This is a genomic window from Streptomyces sp. NPDC056580, assembly GCF_042793175.1.
Lineage (GTDB): Bacteria > Actinomycetota > Actinomycetes > Streptomycetales > Streptomycetaceae > Streptomyces.
The window spans coordinates 299,036-315,011 of the sequence record NZ_JBHTVE010000010.1; the positions used below are offsets into that span (position 1 = coordinate 299,036).

A 15,976-nucleotide genomic window follows, 5' to 3' on the forward strand; every position below is an offset into this window, starting at 1 on the left:
CGTAACAGGCCCGGCAAAAGGGCCCGGCCCGCGGTTCAGGCTCCGAAGGCCTTGCCCTGCGCCGTCCCCTTGCCCTTCTGGGGCTTGGCGCCGGCCCGCAGGTGCGCGGGGACCAGGTCGATGGCGGGCTCGGAGTAGCCGACGGAGACGATCCGGTCGCCCTGGAAGGTGAAGGTCGTCAGCGACGCCAGGGTGCACTGCCGCTTGCGCGGGTCGTGCCACAGCCGCCGCTTCTCGACGTACGACCGCACCGTCCAGATCGGGAGCTGATGGCTGACCAGCACCGCCTCGTGCCCGCGGGCCCGGTCCTTGGCGGTGTGCAGCGCGCCCATCATGCGCACGACCTGGTCGATGTACGGCTCGCCCCAGGACGGCCGGAACGGGTTGACGAGGTGCTTCCAGTTGTCGGGGTTGCGCAGCGCGCCGTCCCCGACCCCGAACGTCTTGCCCTGGAAGACGTTGTCGGCCTCGATGAGCCGGGCGTCGGTGGCCAGTTCCAGACCGTGCGCCTTGGCGATCGGAGTGGCGGTCTCCTGCGCGCGCTCCAGCGGGGAGGCGCAGACGTGCGTGACGTCCCGGGTGGAGAGGTGCTCGGCGACCCGGTCGGCCATCTTCCGGCCCAGCTCGGACAGGTGGTAGCCGGGCAGCCGCCCGTAGAGGACGCCGCCCGGGTTCTCGACCTCGCCGTGCCGCATGAGGTGGACGACGGTGATGTCCCGCTCGCTGCCGTTGGTGCTCGCGCTGCTGCTCATGCTGCCGTGGCCTCCGCGGCCGCTCGGGCCGCCGCCGGGAGGGCGTCGGCGATCTTCTGGATGGCCCGCTCGTCGTGGGCCGTGGACACGAACCAGGACTCGAAGGACGACGGCGGCAGGTAGACGCCGTTCGACAGCAGCGAGTGGAAGAAGGCGGTGAAGCGGAACGACGCCTGCCGCTTGGCGTCCTCGTAGTCCCGCACCTGCCGGTCGGTGAAGAACACGGAGAACATGTTGGAGGCGGCCTGCAGCCGGTGCGCGACGCCCTCCTTGCTCAGCGCCTCGGTGACGAGGCTCTGGATCTGCGCGGAGACGGCGTCGACCGTCTCGTACGCCGCGTCGTCGAGCAGCCGGAGCTGGGCGAGCCCGGCGGCGGTGGCGACGGGATTGCCGGAGAGGGTGCCGGCCTGGTAGACGGGGCCGGCGGGCGCGAGGTGGGCCATGACGTCGGCCCGGCCGCCGAACGCGGCGGCGGGGAAGCCGCCGCCCATGACCTTGCCGAAGGTCATCAGGTCGGGCCTGACCCCGTCCACGCCGTACCACCCGGCGCGGCTGGTCCGGAACCCGGTCATCACCTCGTCGGAGATGTAGAGGGCGCCGTGCCTGCGGCACGCGTCCTTGAGGCCCTGGTTGAAACCGGGCGCCGGCGGCACGACGCCCATGTTGCCCGGGGAGGCCTCGGTGATCACGCAGGCGATCTCCCCCGGGTGCCGGTGGAAGGCCTCCTGCACGGCCTCCAGGTCGTTGTACGGGAGCACGATCGTGTCGCCGGCCTGGGCGCCGGTGACACCCGGCGTGTCGGGCAGCGCGAAGGTGGCGACGCCGGACCCGGCGGCGGCCAGCAGCGAGTCCACGTGGCCGTGGTAGCAGCCGGCGAACTTGACGACCTTGGAGCGCTGGGTGAAGCCGCGGGCGAGCCGGATCGCCGACATCGTCGCCTCGGTGCCGCTGCTGACCAGCCGCACCTTCTCCACGGGCTCGACCCGCGCGACGATCTCCTCGGCCAGGGCGACCTCGCCCTCGCCCGGGGTGCCGAAGGACGTTCCGCGGGCGACGGCCTCCTGCACCGCGGCGATCACCTCGGGGTGCGAGTGGCCGAGGATCATCGGCCCCCAGGAGCACACGAGGTCGACGTACTCCCGTCCGTCGGCGTCGGTCAGATAGGGCCCCTTGCCGGAGACCATGAACCGGGGCGTGCCGCCCACGGCGCGGAAGGCGCGCACCGGTGAGTTCACGCCGCCCGGCGTGACGGCCGACGCACGGTCGAAGAGCGCCTGCGACACGGGCGCTTCGTAGGGATAGGGCAGTTCGCTCTTGGCGCTCATGACGTGCGGCTTCTCCGGCTTCTCGGACTCCGGTTGCTGTGGTGACCATCTCAGGGTAGGCCGCCGTCCGGGGGTCGAGCGGCCGACCTCCGGGTCACGGCCGCGCCATCTGCGAGACTGAGAGCTGATACACACAGCTCATACGGCACGTAGTGATCAGTGACCGGGAGGATCCCGCGGACTGGTGTTTCGCCGCACGTTTCGGCGGGCGGCCGTGGGGGAGGTCACTGACACGATGATCGGGTTGCGCGGCGGGGGCCACGCGTCCTAGAAAAGCAGTCGGGTGGAGATATGCATCGCGGTGGCGGACTGGGCGAGGGGACTGACGACCTGGGTCCTCGACGCGCCCGGCGGGGAAGGCACCGGCGCGAGGTGGAGGAAACGACCGAGGCACGTCAGGCCGACGCACATCAGACACAGGGTGTACCGGGCGAGCCCGAGCGGTACGACCGGCGGATCGACCGGTCACGGGCGGTAGGCAGGAATGGTGGTCGGGTGGGGGTGACGTACAAATACTTCGGCGCGCCGGACGGCGCGACGGCGGCCCGCGTCCCCATCTCGATGCGCCCCGAGGAACTCGGCGGCGACGAGCTGGGCATGAACGGCATGTTCACCAAGATCAAGCCGGAGACGATGGCCGCCATGGTGCTGACCGGCATCGAGGGTGTCCCCCTGCACAAGGTGCCGCCTCTGGAACTGGTCGTCCTGCACCCCGACTACGCCGTCGTCAAGCTGCCCATGACGGTCGTCGACCCCCTGCGCGGCATCGGCGAGGAGGCGGTGGGCGCGGCGGCGTTCATCTGGTCGACGGTCCCGGACCGGGGCGGCCCCCGGGACGCGTTCAACGTGTACCAACTGCTGCACGAGTGGCAGGACTTCAGCCACCGGCTGCACGAGGCGGGGCATCAGCCTTATTGCCTGGTCTGGCCCTGACCTGGGGTTTCACGGGAGTCGGTGCGGGCGGGATCTCCGGGTCCCGCCCTCGTCATGTGCCGGGGGACCCGGCGCCCCCGCGGAACGCGGCTTCGGCGCCGGCATCGGCATCGGTCGCCCGGCCGGCCGAGCGACAGCACGTGACCGCGACCGCGGGGCCGGCCCGCCGCGCGGCCGCCGGTGACCGCGACCGCGGGTGACCTCCGCGTGCCGTCCGTGGGCCGGGAACGCTCGTCGGCCGTGGTTCGTCTACAGTCCGATGGACGGTCTACTTTCCTGTAGTCACTCGGTCCCGGCCCTTGCCCGCAGCACGGCGGCAGTCGGAACCCCGGTCCGGCGGCTCGCCACCGGGCGCCCGGGGCGCTTCGCTGCCGACCTCGTGCATCCCTGAGAGGCGGCGGATTGATGCGCCCCAAGATCCTGGTGGTCGAGGACGACCACGCCCTGCGGGACGTGCTGCGCCGGGGGCTGCGGGACGAGGACTTCGAACCGGTCCCGGCGGCCGACGGCGCCACCGCGCTGCGGCTGGCCACGGCCGACATCTCGGCGGCCGTGCTGGACGTCGGGCTGCCCGACTCGGACGGGCGGGACGTGTGCCAGGCCATGCGCGCCAACGGCTTCCTCGCCCCGATCGTCTTCCTCACCGCCCGGCACCAGCTCACCGACCGCCTGTCCGGGTTCTCCGCCGGCGGCGACGACTACCTGCCCAAGCCCTTCCACCTCGCCGAGCTCGCCGCCAGGCTCAGGGCCGTGCTCAGACGGACGGCCGGCCCGCCGGTGGCCGGGGTCGGCGACCTGGTCCTGGACGCGGTGGACCACAGCATGACCGTGCACGGCGCCCGCGTCACGCTGTCCCCCACCGAGTTCCGGCTGCTGGCCACGCTCGTCGCCGCGGACGGCACCCTCGTACGCCGCCGCGACCTGGTGCGGGCGGGCTGGCCCGAGGGTGCGCAGGTCAGCGACAACACCCTGGACCAGTACCTGAGCCGGCTGCGCCGCAAACTGCGTGAGGCCGGCAGCGGCCTGGCCCTCGACACGGCGCGCGGGATCGGCCACCGCCTGTCATGAACCGGGTCCCGCGCGCCCTGCGGCGCCTCGCACCGCGCACCCTGCGCGGCCGCCTCTCCCTGGTGGCGCTGACCACCGCGGCCCTGCTGATGACGATCCTGACCGTGGTGTTCAACGCCGTGATGGACCGGCACCTGCAGCACCAGGCGGACGACGAACTGCGCAACCGGGCGGCGGCGGTGGCCACGACCGTCGACACCTCCGGAACCCGGGTGCGGGTCCTGGAGACCGTCAACGACCGCCTGCTCGACTCGAACGTGTGGATCTACGCGGGGACGCGTCTGCTGGAGAGGCCGCCGTCCGCCGCGGCCGGCACCCCGCCGGCGCTGGCCGCCGACCGGCTGGCCGCGCGGCGGAGTCAGGCCTGCACGACCGTGCGGGCGCACGGCCGCGGGCCCGTCCGGCTGTGCGCCCAGCCCGTCCACGGCCGCCGCGCCACCGCCACCGTCGTCACCGCCCTGGACCTGACTCCGTACCGCAGTTCGGCCGGCACCCTGCTGCTGGGGTCGGTGGTCCTGGACGTCGTGATGCTCGGCTTCACCTACGTGCTCACCCGGCTGTCGGTGGGCCGTGCGCTGCGCCCGGTGCGGACGATGACCGACCAGGCCACGCAGTGGAGCGCCGTGGGCTCCGACGAGCGCTTCGGCACCGACGACCACCCGGCCGAGCTCGCCCGTCTGGGCGCCTCCCTGGACGCGCTCCTGGACCGCATACGCACGGTGCTGCGCCACGAGCGGCAGCTGACCGGGGAGCTGTCCCACGAACTGCGCACGCCGCTCACCCGGATCATCATGGAGCTCGACTGGTGGCGGGCCCGGCCCCGCACGGCTGCCGAGACCGGCGCCGCCCAGCAGGTGATCGCCGAGGCCGCCCAGTCCATGCGCACCATCTGCGACACCCTCCTGAACGACGCCCGCGAGAACGCGCTGCCCCCCGCGGCGGCCCCCGGAACGACCGACGTCGTGCCCGTCCTGGACCGCCTGCTCCAGCGCCTCGACACGCCGGACCGGGTGCGGACGGCGGTGGAGACGGACGCGGCCGTGCTGGAGGCGGGGGTCGCCCCCGCTCTCCTCGAACGCATCCTCAGCCCGCTGCTCGCCAACGCGGCCCGCTACGCCGGCTCGCACGTGACCGTGTCCGCGCGGCGGCTCTCCGGCGGTGTGCGCATCGACGTCGTCGACGACGGCCCCGGTGTGCCGGAGTCGTTCACGGGCGAGCTGTTCCAGCCCGGCCGGCGCGCCGAACCGGGCGACGGTCACGACGGCGCGGGCCTGGGCCTGCCGCTCGCGCGGCGCCTGGCCCGCGCCGTCGGCGGTGAGGTGTCCCACGACCCCGGGCACGGGCCCGGGGCCAGGTTCACCGTCAGCCTGCCCGCCGGGTGACCGGGCCGGGCTCCTGCCCCGCCGGCCGGGCGGCGGACCGGCGCTCCCGCACCTGGGCGTACCCCATCAGCGCGAACAGGACGGCGAGGAGCACGGCGGACGAGCCCGCGGTGCCCAGGTCCAGGCCGCCCTTGGCGACGGGCTTGGTGAGGAAGTCGCCCGCGGTGGCGCCCAGCGGGCGGGTGAGGACGAAGGCGAACCAGAACAGCAGGACGTTCGGCACCGCGGGCACCTTCATCAGCGCGAGGAGCACGCCGAGCAGCCCGGTCACCAGCAGTGCGCCACCGGCGTAGCCCAGGCCGGAGCTGTCGGAGAGGAAGTCGCCCATGGAGGTGCCGAGGGTGTTCGACACGAGGATCGCCGACCAGAACAGGGCCTCGCCCCGGAAGGAGACGATGTCCCGGATCTGGAACGTCATCCCGCTCAGCTTCCAGACGGTGAAGATCACCAGCAGGATCGAGACGAGGATGGCGGCCCCGGTGGGATAGCCCAGGCCGAGCCCCTGCGGGCCCCAGCCCAGTCTGGTCGCGCCCGCCGAGAGGTACTTGGCACTGGCGTCGCGGTTCATGAAGTCGGACATCGTGGTGCCGGCCATGCTGGTCGACAGGATCACGGTCCAGTAGAAGAACGGGTTGTAGCGGCTGGAACGCAACTGGACCACCAGCGTCACCACGAAGACCAGGAACAGCGCGATCGTCGTGAGGAAATAGCCCAGCTTCAGGGTCTGCGCGAAGAGGTCGCCCGCCGTCTCGCCCAGGGTCGTCGCGGCGATCTTCATGATCCAGAACGCCAGCGTGACCTCGGGCAGCTTCTTCATCACCGACTTGGTCGTATTCGACGCGCTCGCCACGTCGAGGTCGGTGAGGACCTCCGAGTTCTCCAATGCGGCTCTCCTGTCCGGTCGAACGACAGGGCGCTCGCCCCCGGGAAGTGGGACGAGCGCCTGTGAGATCCAGCCGGCCGCCGGCGGCGGCCGTGATCCCGACCGTGGCACGAAAAGCCTGAACGCATCCTGAACGCCCGCGGCGCGGCAGCTCAGCCGTTCCGCCGGGACGTGGCAGCCCAGTCCCTCCGCCGGGCGGCCGGGCCCGGCCCGGTGACGTCCTGCCGTACGGGAACCGTCCGCCCATAACGATCGTCTACAGTACCGTAGACAGTCTACGGAATTGTAGACGACTGGCGCTTCAGCGCGCCCGGAGAGGACTTCATGCCGATGACCACATCCGTGGCCCTGTCGTCGCAGCTGGCGGTGAACCCGCTGGACGCGCAGTCGCTGCTGGCCGCCTTCGGCGTGCTGGGCGTCGGCGTCGTGATGTTCGCCGAGACGGGCCTGCTGATCGGGTTCTTCCTGCCGGGCGACTCCCTGCTCTTCACGGCCGGCCTGCTGTGCACAGGCTCGGGGCGGCACGGCGTGCACCTGTCGCTGGGACCGCTGCTGGCCGCCGCGGCGTTCGGCGCGCTGGCCGGCGCCCAGTGCGGCTACCTGATCGGGCGCCGGGCGGGCGGTGCGCTGCTGGCGCGCAGCCGCTCGGCGCGGCTGCGCGAAGGCGCGGAGCGGGCCGAGGAACTGCTCGGGCGCTACGGGCACGCCAAGGCGATCTTCCTGGCCAGGTTCGTGCCGGTGGTGCGGACCGTGCTCAATCCGCTGGCGGGGGCCCTCGACGTGCCCGCCCGGACGTTCGCGGTGTGGCAGGTGGCCGGCGGCCTGGTGTGGAGCCTCGGTCTGACCCTGGCCGGCTATGCGCTGGGGTCCTCGATCCCGAACGTCGACCGCTACCTGCTCCCGCTGGTCGCGCTGATCGTCGTGGTGTCGCTGGTTCCGCTCGCCTCGGAGTTGTACCGCGGCCGCAGGCGGGCGCGCGAGAAGGAGGTCCGCGGATGATCCTGGCATTCGACGGGGCGTCGATAGACGGCTCCGCCTATCGGGACGTGACGGATCTCGCCCAGCACTCGCCGGGCTGGCTGGACACCGCGGTGACGGTGTGGTCGGACTACGGGCTCGCGGTGTTCGCCCTGCTCATGCTCCTCGGCTGGTGGCGGGCCCGGCGGACCGGGGCGGCCCCGGCGGTGACCGCGCTGGCTGTTCCGGTGGTCGTGGTGCTGGCGTACGGCGTCAACGCCGCGCTGAAGCTGGCCGTGCACGAGGACCGCCCGTGCCAGATCCTGCCGGTGAGAACCCTCGAGGCGTGTCCGGCGCCCGGTGACTGGTCGTTCCCCAGCAACCACGCGGCGATCGCGGCGGCCGCCGCGGTGGCGCTGCTGTTCGTCTCCCGGCGGCTGGGCGCCGTCGCCTGCGTGGCGGCGGCCGCCATGGCCGCCTCCCGGGTCTGGATCGGCGTGCACTACCCGCACGACGTGGTGACCGGACTGGTGGTCGGCGGGCTCGTCGCGCTCGCCGCGATGCTCCTGCTCCGGCGCCGTTCCGCGGAGCTGGCCCGCCGGATGACCTCGGCGGCTCCGCTCCGTCCCCTGCTGTCGGTCTCGTGAACCGCGAGGACACCGCCGAACTGGCCGGCAGCGCCGGCCTCGGCGCGTGGGTGGCGTTCGCCGTACTGGCCATGGTCGTCGTCGGCCGGGGCGGTTCACCGCTGTGGCTGGACGACGGCTTCCTCGCCTGGGCGACCGCCCACCGCCCCGAGGTGGCCGTGAGCCTGGCACGGGGCGTGACCGCCACCGGCACGGGCGTCGTCCCCTACGTCCTGGTGGCCGTGGCCGGCGTCGTGGCCGGACGCACCGCGCGGCAGCGGCTGGTCGCGGCCGCCCTCTGCCTCGCCTGTCTCGGACTGGGACAGGCGCTGCGGTACGGCGTGATGGAGCTGGCCCACCGGCCGCGCCCACCGCACATGGACTGGGCGACGCACGCGAGCGGCTGGGCGTTCCCGTCCGGGCACACCACCACCGCCGCCCTGACCGCGGGGACGCTGATCGTCGCGCTGACCCTGCGCGCTCCGCGCGGCGGCACGGCGCTGCGGATCGCCGTCGCCTGCTGGGGCCTGCTGGTCGGGCTGACCCGCTGCTACCTCGGCGTGCACTGGCTCAGCGACGTCCTGGGCGGCTGGCTGTTCGCCGCCGGCTGGCTGGGAGCGTGCGGGTGCGCGGCCGTCCACCTGCTGCCCGCATCCGCCCTCAGCCCGCGGGCCGGCGCTCCGGACGCCGGGCGGCGGGCGTAGTACCCCGGTACCACCCGCCCCGCGGGCTTGGGCCCCCGGTACCACGGAAAACGGACATCCCGGACCTAGCGTTGCCAGGGAGGCGTCGGGCGTTCCGTACGCCGCACCCCGAAAGAGGGAACGCGAATGATCGATGCACAGCGGCTCACCAAGAGGTACGGGGAGAAGACGGCCGTCGACGGTCTGGAGTTCACCGTGCGGCCGGGCAGGGTGACCGGCTTCCTGGGGCCCAACGGCGCGGGCAAGTCCACGACGATGCGGATGATCGTCGGGCTGGACGCGCCGACGAGCGGCTCCGTCACGGTGAACGGACAGCGCTACGCCCGTCACCGGGCGCCGCTGCAGGAGGTCGGCGCGCTGCTGGAGGCCAAGTCGGTCCACCCGGGCCGCTCGGCCCGCAACCACCTCAGGGCGCTCGCGCTCACCCACGGCATCCCGCGCCGCCGGGTCGACGAGGTCGTGGAACTGGCCGGTCTCGGCAGCGTCGCGGACAAGCGGGCCGGCTCCTTCTCCCTCGGCATGGGACAGCGCCTGGGCATCGCCGCCGCGCTGCTGGGCGACCCGCGGACGGTGATGCTGGACGAGCCCGTCAACGGCCTGGACCCCGAGGGCGTGCTCTGGATCCGCAACCTGCTCACCTCCCTCGCGGCGGAAGGGCGCACGGTCTTCGTCTCCTCGCACCTGATGAGCGAGGTGGCGCTGGTGGCGGACCACCTGATCGTCGTCGGGCGCGGCCGGCTGCTGGCCGACACGACCGTGCGGGACCTGGTCCGCGAGGCGGGCGGCGACTGCGTGAAGGTCGCGACGTCCGACCCCGCGCGGCTGCGGGACGCGCTGGCCGGGCCGGGCGTGGAGATCACCGGCCGCATCGGCTCCGAGGAACTGCAGGTGACCGGGTTGTCCGCACGCCAGATCGGGCTGACCGCCGCCGAGCACGGGATCGCGCTGTTCGAGCTGACCGGGAAGGCGGTGTCGCTGGAGGAGGCGTTCATGGAGCTGACCAGGGACGCCGTGGAGTACCACGGCTCCACCACCGGCGCCGGGACCTCCGGGGGCGCGGCATGAGCACCGTCACGGCGACCTCCGGGACCCCTGGGACCCCCGAGACCTCCGGTGCGGCCCCGGCCGCCCGGACCCGGCCCGCCTACCGGGTGACCGGCCGGCGTGTGCTGTCCTCCGAGTGGGCGAAGCTCTGGTCCCTGCGCTCCACCTGGATCACCCTCGGCCTGGGCCTGCTGTTCCTCGTGGCCTTCGGCGTGATCGCCGCGAGCCGCTACAAGGCGGGCCCCGGCTCGGGCGGGCCCGGCGACCGCGACTTCGCCACCGCGACGGCGCTGAGCCTGTCGCTGTTCGGCACCAACTTCGCGCAGTTGGCCCTCGGTGTGCTCGGCGTGCTGGTGACGGCGGGCGAGTGGTCCACCGGGATGATCCGCTCGACCCTGGCGGCGGTGCCGCGCCGGCTGCCCGTGCTGTGGTCCAAGGCGGCCGTGTTCGGGCTGGTCGCACTGGTGGTGGCGACCGCGGGCGCGTTCACCGCCTTCCTCGTCGGCAGCCGCATCGTCTCCGGCACGCCCGCCGCCCTCACCCTCGGCCACGCCGGTGTCGTGCGCGGTCTGCTGGGCGCCGGGCTCTACCTCGGCCTGGTCGGCGTGATCGGCGTCGCTCTGGGCGCGCTGCTGCGGTCGGTGGCCAGTGGCATCTCGGTGCTCGTGGCCGGCCTCCTGCTCGTGCCCGGCCTGATCACCCTGCTGCCCAGCTCGTGGCAGGCCCGCATCAACCCCTACCTGCCGAGCCACGCGGGCGAGTCGCTCTTCGCCCTGACCCACGACTCGGCCACCCTGTCGCCGGGCGCCGGCCTCGCGGTCCTCCTCGGCTGGACGGCCCTGGTGCTGGCCGGAGCGGCCTGCCGGCTGCTGCGCGGCGACGTGTGAGCGGCCGCCGGCCGCGTCGTGGGCGGCGACCTCGGTGACCTCCGACGATCTCAGCGGGATGGGGCCGCTGGTCGCCCGGCTCGGCCGGGCCGGCCAGCGGCTCCGGCACGCCGACCGGGCCCGTCCATGGGTGCTGGACACGGCGGTGGTGGTCCTCGTCCTGCTGCTGTTCTGCCTGCCGGACCTGCTGCACGCGGTCGGCGGGGACGGTCCGCACCGCTTCCCCGCGGCGTTCACCCGGCTGCCCGTGGCCGGTACGGCGGCCATGCAGGCCGGGCTGGTGCTGCCGCTGCTGTGGCGGCGCCGGGCGCCCGCGGTGGCGTTCGGCGCCGTCACCGCCGTTTTCGTCCTCCAGTGGTCGATCGGCGTCGCGCTCCGCGCGGACGTCGCCCTCTTCGTCGCCCTGTACAGCCTTGCCCTGCACGGGCGGCTGCGGCAGCTCCCCTGGGCCTGTGCGGTCCTGGCGGGCGCGCTGGGCCTGGTCGCGGCGCGGGTGTCGGTGGCGGTGCCGGCCTGGGACGCGCTCTTCTTCCTGCTCAGCACGGCCACCGCGGCCCTCGCGCTGGGCCTGATGATCCGCATCCGGCGGGCCCAGCTGGCCGGGCTGCGCGAGCGCGCGGCGAGGCTGGAGATCGAACGCGACCAGCGCGGCAGGCTGGCCGTCGCGGCGGAGCGGACGCGGGTGGCCCGCGAGATGCACGACATCGTCGGCCACAACCTGTCCGTCATCATCACCCTCGCCGACGCGGGCGCCTACGCCACCGCCGCCGCCCCGGAGCGGGGGCAGGAGGCCCTGCGTCTCATCGGCGGCACCGGGCGGCAGGCCCTGAGCGAGCTGCGCCGGGTGCTCGGCGTGCTGCGCGAGGCGGACGGCCCGCGGGCCGAGCCCGAGCTGAGCCCGCAGCCGGGCCTCAAGGACATCGACGCGCTGTGCGAGGGGGTGCGGGCGGCCGGCCTGGAGGTCGTCTACCGTACGGCCGGTGACGTCGACTCGCTCGACAGCGGGGTGCAGCTCACGGTCTACCGCATCGTGCAGGAGGCCCTGACGAACACCCTGAAGCACGCCGGCGCCGGGTCCCGCGCCAACCTGTCGGTCGTGGTGGCGGACGCCCGGGTGACGATCGCCGTCCAGGACTCGGGGCCGCCCGCTCCGGCCGGCCGGGCCGGTCCGGCGAACGAGGAAGGACACGGCCTGGTGGGCATGCGGGAACGCGCGGCTCTCTACGGCGGGCACGTCAGCGCGGGCCCCGCGGGCCCGGGCTGGACGGTGCGCGCCGTCCTCGACCTCACGCCTCGGGGAGGCGCCGGATGACCACCGTGCTCGTCGTGGACGACCAGCCGCTGCAGCGCTACGGCTTCCGCATGCTGCTGGACTCCGTGCCGGGGACGGAGGTGGTAGGCGAGGCCGCGCACGGCGCCGAGGCGGTGCGCAAGGCCGCCGGCCTGCGCCCCGACGTGGTCCTCATGGACGTACGGATGCCGGGCATGGACGGCATCGAGGCGACGCGCCGCATCGTCGCCACGGGCGGCCGTTCGCGGGTCCTCGTCCTGACCACCTTCGACCTCGACGAGTACGTGCACGCGGCCCTGCGCGCCGGGGCCAGCGGCTTCCTGCTCAAGGACGCCCGGCCCGACGAACTGCTCGCGGGCATCCGGGCCGTGGCCGCGGGCGACGCGGTGATCGCGCCGACCCTCACCCGCCGCCTGCTGCACGAGTTCGCCCGTCTCGTGCCGCCCGGCGCCGACGGCACGGGCGAGGACGCCCGGCTGAGCGCCCTCACCGAGCGCGAACGCGAGATCCTCGTCGCCGTCGGCAAGGGCTGGACCAACAGCGAGATCGCCGCGCGTTTCGTCCTGTCGGAGTCCACGGTGAAGACGCACGTCGGCCGCGTCCTGTCCAAGATCGGCGCGCGGGACCGGGTACAGGCGGTGATCTTCGCCTACGACCACGGCCTGGCCCGGCCGCACGCCGGCTGACCCGCCCCCGGCTGACCCGCCCCCCGGCCACACCGCACGGACCGCGGGGCGTCAGCCACCGGCGCGCGGCGGGGAGCCGGCGCCCGGCACGGGACACAGTCGAGCCGGCGGTCCTGGGCGCCCCCCTGTACGTGCTGCACCGCACCCACCTCTGGCGCAGGCTGCGGGACGACGAGGGCACGCAGGAGCAGTGAGCGCGGCGTCCCGGTGGCCGGACCGGTCTCAGGGCGTCACGCGGGGGCGATGGAGAAGCTGCGCCAGGGACCGGTGGCCCGGACCGCCTCGTCCGAGCCCTGCATGTTGAGGTAGGTGCTCGGCCGGCCCTTCGGCGTGGTGCAGTCGGGCGTCTCGTACAGCAGGATGCTGTTCTGCGTGAAGTTGTCGACGCGGGTGACGTCCGCCTTGAAGCGGTGGCACCCCTCGTTCGACGGGTTCGTGAAGGACTGCACCGGTCTGCCCCCGTCGAGCCCGGTGATCGTGCCGATCGTCTGGTCCTGGCAGGCGGCCAGTCCCGCTCCGGACAACGCGACGCAGGCGAGCGCGGCCAGCGGACGTGAAACGCGCATCGGTCCTCCCGTGTGTACGGAGACCCGGTTGGAAGGTGTTCCTGCCCCTCCACCACTATCCGCCAGAGCGGGCGGCCCCGCCTGGCGGGGGCGCGGCCGCCTGCCGCCACCGGCGGTCCGGGCGACGCGCGCACGACGCGGCGCGGACCGCCGGGCGACAGTGGTGGGTACCGGCAGTTCACCACCGCGCCCTCCAGGAGGCACCTTGCCCGGACCGGACGGGGGTGCGCGGGTGGTGGTCGTGATGGGCGTGTCCGCGTCCGGGAAGTCCACCGTCGGAGCGCGGCTCGCACAGCGGCTCGGCATGCCGTTCCTGGAGGGCGAGGACGGTACAGGCGACCGCGCCGACCGCCGTGAGCCTGGACCAGGCCCCGGACGAGGCCGCCAGGGCGAAAGCCGTCGTCGACCGGGCCGGGAGGGTCTGCGGGGGCACGTCCGCCGGCGTCAGGACCGTGTGCACGGGAGCCGTCGCGTCTTCCGGGGCCGGCACGGAAAGGGGGACGGGTCAGCCGCCGGTGGCGAAGCCGGGGAACAGGGTCATGCCGCCGTCGACGTACAGCGTGGTGCCGACGACGTAGTCCATGAGGTCGGAGGCCAGGCCGACGACCGCGTTGGCGATGTCCTCGGGCTCGCCGACCCGGCCGTAGGGGATCAGCCGCAGAAGGTCACGCTCAGCGTCCGGGGTCTCCCAGGCGTCGCGGTTGATGGGGGTCTTGATGGCTCCGGGGGCGACCGCGTTCACGCGGATCTTGTGCGGGGCGAGTTCCTGCGCGAGGGTCGCCATCATCATCTGCACGCCGCCCTTGGAGGAGGCGTAGTTGACGTGCCCGGTCCACGGGATGAGCTGGTGCACCGAACTCATGCAGACGATCTTCCCGGCCGCCCGGGACACCTCCGGGACCACTCCGCGGCGCAGGAACTCCCTGGTCGCCTCCCGGGCGCAGAGGAACTGCCCGGTGAGGTTGACGTCGATGACCTTCTGCCACTGGGCCAGGGTCATGTCGGTGAGGCGGGCGTCCCGTTGCAGTCCCGCGTTGGCGACCAGGATGTCGATCGTGCCGAACTCCTCGACCATCCGGTCGGTCATGGCGACGACCTGGTCCTCCTTGGAGACGTCCGCCTCGTACGCGGCGGCCTTGACCCCGAAGGCGGCGATCTCCTCGACCACCTGGTCCGCCTCCTCGCGGCCGGCCACGTAGTTCACCGCGACGTCGGCCCCGGCCCGGCCCAGGGCGACGGCCGTCGCCCTGCCGATCCCCGAGTTCGCGCCGGTGACCAGCGCCTTCTGGCCCTTCAGCAGTTGGGCGGGGATCACGCCCCGCGGTGCGCCCTCGGTGGAACTCACCATGCCCTGCTCCTCGCCTGCGCGCCCGGACCCGCCGGGCCGGTGAGGTCCGGAGGCTGCGCCGTCAGCCAAGCACCGGGGCACCGGGCCGGCACGACGGCGCGGACCGCGTTGCGCTGCGCGGCCGAGCATCTTCGCCCGGTCGGCGGCGGTGGCCCGGCCGCCACGAAGGCGGCCACGGGGGCGGGCACCGGCGGGTGCCGCCACGGGGGCCACCGCGGGCGCCGAGGCCCCTCGGGGCGCCGGGACCCCTCCGGCCCTTGCAGCACTCGCCCGGGGGCCCCGCACTCCCGTCGGGCGGCACGCCCGCGGGCGTGCCGCCCGACGTGCGGGCCGCGGCGGCGGCCCCTTCACTGGGAGGACAGCCCGTTGCGCGAGTCGCTGGAGGCGGACCATGAAAAGTAGGTGGACACGGGGAGCGGCGGGCGCGGTCCTCGCCGGGGTGGTCGCGGTCGCGGCGGCGGGGTGCTCCGACGGCGACTCGGGGAACACGTCCGGCGCCGCCAGCAAGGCGGCCTCGGCGGCCTCCTCCGCCGCTTCCTCGCTCGCCTCGAAGGGCGCCGACGCCCTGGCCGCCGCCTCCGCGGAGGCCCGGCAGAAGCTCAACGGCGTGAAGAACGGCGTCAAGGCCAAGGACGACGTCACACTCGGCACCCCGGCCGCCGGCGCCGACGGCCGGGCCACGGTCAAGGTGAGCGCGAGGAACACGGCGTCCTCGGCCAAGTCCTTCGCCGTCCAGGTCAACTTCACCGACAAGAACGGCAACCTGCTGGACGTCACCGTGGTGACCCTCAAGGACGTGGCGGCCGGCTCCACCGGCGTCGCCACCGCCCGGAGCCACCGCAAGCTGACCGGCGACGTCCACGCGGTGGTCAACACGGCGCTGCGGTACTGACGCCTGACCCGGATGACCGACCCGGCTCGCCCCGGCCCCGGCACCCCCGCTCACCACCTGCGCCCGGCCACCCCCACGACCGCCGCCCACCCCACAGCGGGCGCCCCGGCGCGGCGGACGCCACCCGCCCTCCCACCCCAGCCCCGGGCACGCCCGCAGCCCGCGTCCGCGGCGGGCGCAACCGGGTCGCCGGGCGCGGCCGGCGGGCCTCGTGCGACGGCGGGCGCGTGCGCGGCCATATCGTGGGTCCCGGCACGCCAGCCACACACGTCCGTTCTTCGGGGGACACCATGCGGGACACACACACCGAGCCGGCCCCGGCCGCGCGGCTCGCCGTACGCGGGCTGGCCCCGACGCTGACCGTGCTCGTCGTCAGTCTCGTCGTCGCCGCCGTGGGCGTCTACGAGCTGTGCGGTTTCGGTCTGCACAGCCTGGACCGGCGTCCGCACCTGTTCAGCGACGGCCTCGCCACCGGCGGGGTGATCGTCGCCGCGGTGGCGGCCGGCGCCGCGGCGGGCAACCTCGCCTGGACGCTGGCGGTGGCCCGGCGCGGCGCGGACACGTCCGGATGAGAACCTGTGCACCCGATGTGCACACCTTTGCACTCGCGTTACCCTACGGGTTGTAGGGTC

The 15,976-nt window shown here is 73.9% G+C and carries 17 protein-coding genes; 12 read left to right on the plus strand and 5 right to left on the minus strand.

Annotated features, from left to right (window positions below; translation table 11 throughout):
• Positions 1 to 35: 35 nt before the first annotated feature.
• Both ACFQ9Z_RS24080 and hemL read right to left on the minus strand, forming a co-directional pair.
• Positions 36 to 752: a histidine phosphatase family protein gene (locus ACFQ9Z_RS24080; protein ID WP_383022282.1), complete on the minus strand. Its 717-nt coding sequence runs from the start codon at positions 750 to 752 to the stop codon at positions 36 to 38.
• On the minus strand, positions 749 to 2,077 hold the full coding sequence (gene hemL, locus ACFQ9Z_RS24085) for a glutamate-1-semialdehyde 2,1-aminomutase (protein WP_383022284.1): 1,329 nt from the start codon (positions 2,075 to 2,077) through the stop codon (positions 749 to 751). The genes ACFQ9Z_RS24080 and hemL overlap by 4 nt, the downstream gene beginning before the upstream one ends.
• A gap of 495 nt (positions 2,078 to 2,572) precedes the next feature.
• Here hemL and ACFQ9Z_RS24090 point away from each other — a divergent pair, with 495 nt between their 5' ends.
• From ACFQ9Z_RS24090 to ACFQ9Z_RS24100, 3 genes are all read left to right on the plus strand, one after another.
• On the plus strand, positions 2,573 to 3,010 hold the full coding sequence (locus ACFQ9Z_RS24090; RefSeq protein ID WP_003974483.1) for a hypothetical protein: 438 nt from the start codon (positions 2,573 to 2,575) through the stop codon (positions 3,008 to 3,010).
• A 405-nt stretch (positions 3,011 to 3,415) separates the two neighbouring features.
• On the plus strand, positions 3,416 to 4,078 hold the full coding sequence (locus ACFQ9Z_RS24095) for a response regulator transcription factor (protein WP_383022287.1): 663 nt from the start codon (positions 3,416 to 3,418) through the stop codon (positions 4,076 to 4,078).
• The gene (locus ACFQ9Z_RS24100) at positions 4,075 to 5,460 is read left to right on the plus strand and encodes a sensor histidine kinase (protein WP_383022289.1); all 1,386 of its coding nucleotides are present in this window, start codon (positions 4,075 to 4,077) and stop codon (positions 5,458 to 5,460) included. The genes ACFQ9Z_RS24095 and ACFQ9Z_RS24100 overlap by 4 nt, the downstream gene beginning before the upstream one ends.
• Here ACFQ9Z_RS24100 and ACFQ9Z_RS24105 read toward each other — a convergent pair.
• The gene (locus tag ACFQ9Z_RS24105) at positions 5,441 to 6,343 is read right to left on the minus strand and encodes a hypothetical protein (protein WP_383022291.1); all 903 of its coding nucleotides are present in this window, start codon (positions 6,341 to 6,343) and stop codon (positions 5,441 to 5,443) included. The two genes, ACFQ9Z_RS24100 and ACFQ9Z_RS24105, sit on opposite strands and share 20 nt — an antisense overlap.
• A 330-nt stretch (positions 6,344 to 6,673) precedes the next feature.
• Here ACFQ9Z_RS24105 and ACFQ9Z_RS24110 point away from each other — a divergent pair, with 330 nt between their 5' ends.
• The 7 genes from ACFQ9Z_RS24110 (at position 6,674) to ACFQ9Z_RS24140 (ending at position 12,538) form a co-directional block, all read left to right on the plus strand.
• Complete coding sequence (locus tag ACFQ9Z_RS24110; RefSeq protein ID WP_383022293.1) at positions 6,674 to 7,342, plus strand: DedA family protein; 669 nt, start codon at positions 6,674 to 6,676, stop codon at positions 7,340 to 7,342.
• A complete protein-coding gene (locus ACFQ9Z_RS24115; protein WP_383022295.1) occupies positions 7,339 to 7,947 on the plus strand; it encodes a phosphatase PAP2 family protein in 609 nt (202 codons plus the stop codon). Before ACFQ9Z_RS24110 ends, ACFQ9Z_RS24115 begins: the two co-directional genes overlap by 4 nt.
• Complete coding sequence (locus ACFQ9Z_RS24120) at positions 7,944 to 8,630, plus strand: phosphatase PAP2 family protein (protein WP_383022297.1); 687 nt, start codon at positions 7,944 to 7,946, stop codon at positions 8,628 to 8,630. Before ACFQ9Z_RS24115 ends, ACFQ9Z_RS24120 begins: the two co-directional genes overlap by 4 nt.
• 126 nt (positions 8,631 to 8,756) lie before the next feature.
• Positions 8,757 to 9,695, plus strand: a complete 939-nt coding sequence (locus ACFQ9Z_RS24125; protein WP_383022300.1) for an ABC transporter ATP-binding protein — start codon at positions 8,757 to 8,759, stop codon at positions 9,693 to 9,695.
• Complete coding sequence (locus ACFQ9Z_RS24130) at positions 9,692 to 10,561, plus strand: ABC transporter permease (RefSeq protein ID WP_383022302.1); 870 nt, start codon at positions 9,692 to 9,694, stop codon at positions 10,559 to 10,561. The genes ACFQ9Z_RS24125 and ACFQ9Z_RS24130 overlap by 4 nt, the downstream gene beginning before the upstream one ends.
• Before the next feature lie 34 nt (positions 10,562 to 10,595).
• The gene (locus ACFQ9Z_RS24135; RefSeq protein ID WP_383022304.1) at positions 10,596 to 11,873 is read left to right on the plus strand and encodes a histidine kinase; all 1,278 of its coding nucleotides are present in this window, start codon (positions 10,596 to 10,598) and stop codon (positions 11,871 to 11,873) included.
• A complete protein-coding gene (locus tag ACFQ9Z_RS24140; protein ID WP_383022306.1) occupies positions 11,870 to 12,538 on the plus strand; it encodes a response regulator in 669 nt (222 codons plus the stop codon). Before ACFQ9Z_RS24135 ends, ACFQ9Z_RS24140 begins: the two co-directional genes overlap by 4 nt.
• A gap of 230 nt (positions 12,539 to 12,768) precedes the next feature.
• Here the strand turns inward: ACFQ9Z_RS24140 and ACFQ9Z_RS24145 are convergent, their stop codons facing one another.
• Both ACFQ9Z_RS24145 and ACFQ9Z_RS24150 read right to left on the minus strand, forming a co-directional pair.
• On the minus strand, positions 12,769 to 13,104 hold the full coding sequence (locus ACFQ9Z_RS24145; protein WP_383022309.1) for a hypothetical protein: 336 nt from the start codon (positions 13,102 to 13,104) through the stop codon (positions 12,769 to 12,771).
• Positions 13,105 to 13,609: 505 nt separating this feature from the next.
• Entirely contained in the window at positions 13,610 to 14,452 is an 843-nt protein-coding gene (locus ACFQ9Z_RS24150) for an SDR family oxidoreductase (RefSeq protein WP_383022311.1), read from the minus strand.
• 391 nt (positions 14,453 to 14,843) lie between these two features.
• On the opposite strand from ACFQ9Z_RS24150, the gene ACFQ9Z_RS24155 reads away from it, so the two are divergent.
• Positions 14,844 to 15,344 carry a hypothetical protein gene (locus tag ACFQ9Z_RS24155; RefSeq protein WP_383022312.1) on the plus strand — a complete coding sequence of 167 codons (501 nt, stop codon included), beginning with the start codon at positions 14,844 to 14,846 and terminating at the stop codon, positions 15,342 to 15,344.
• A gap of 290 nt (positions 15,345 to 15,634) precedes the next feature.
• Complete coding sequence (locus ACFQ9Z_RS24160; RefSeq protein ID WP_383022315.1) at positions 15,635 to 15,916, plus strand: hypothetical protein; 282 nt, start codon at positions 15,635 to 15,637, stop codon at positions 15,914 to 15,916.
• Positions 15,917 to 15,976 lie beyond the last annotated feature (60 nt).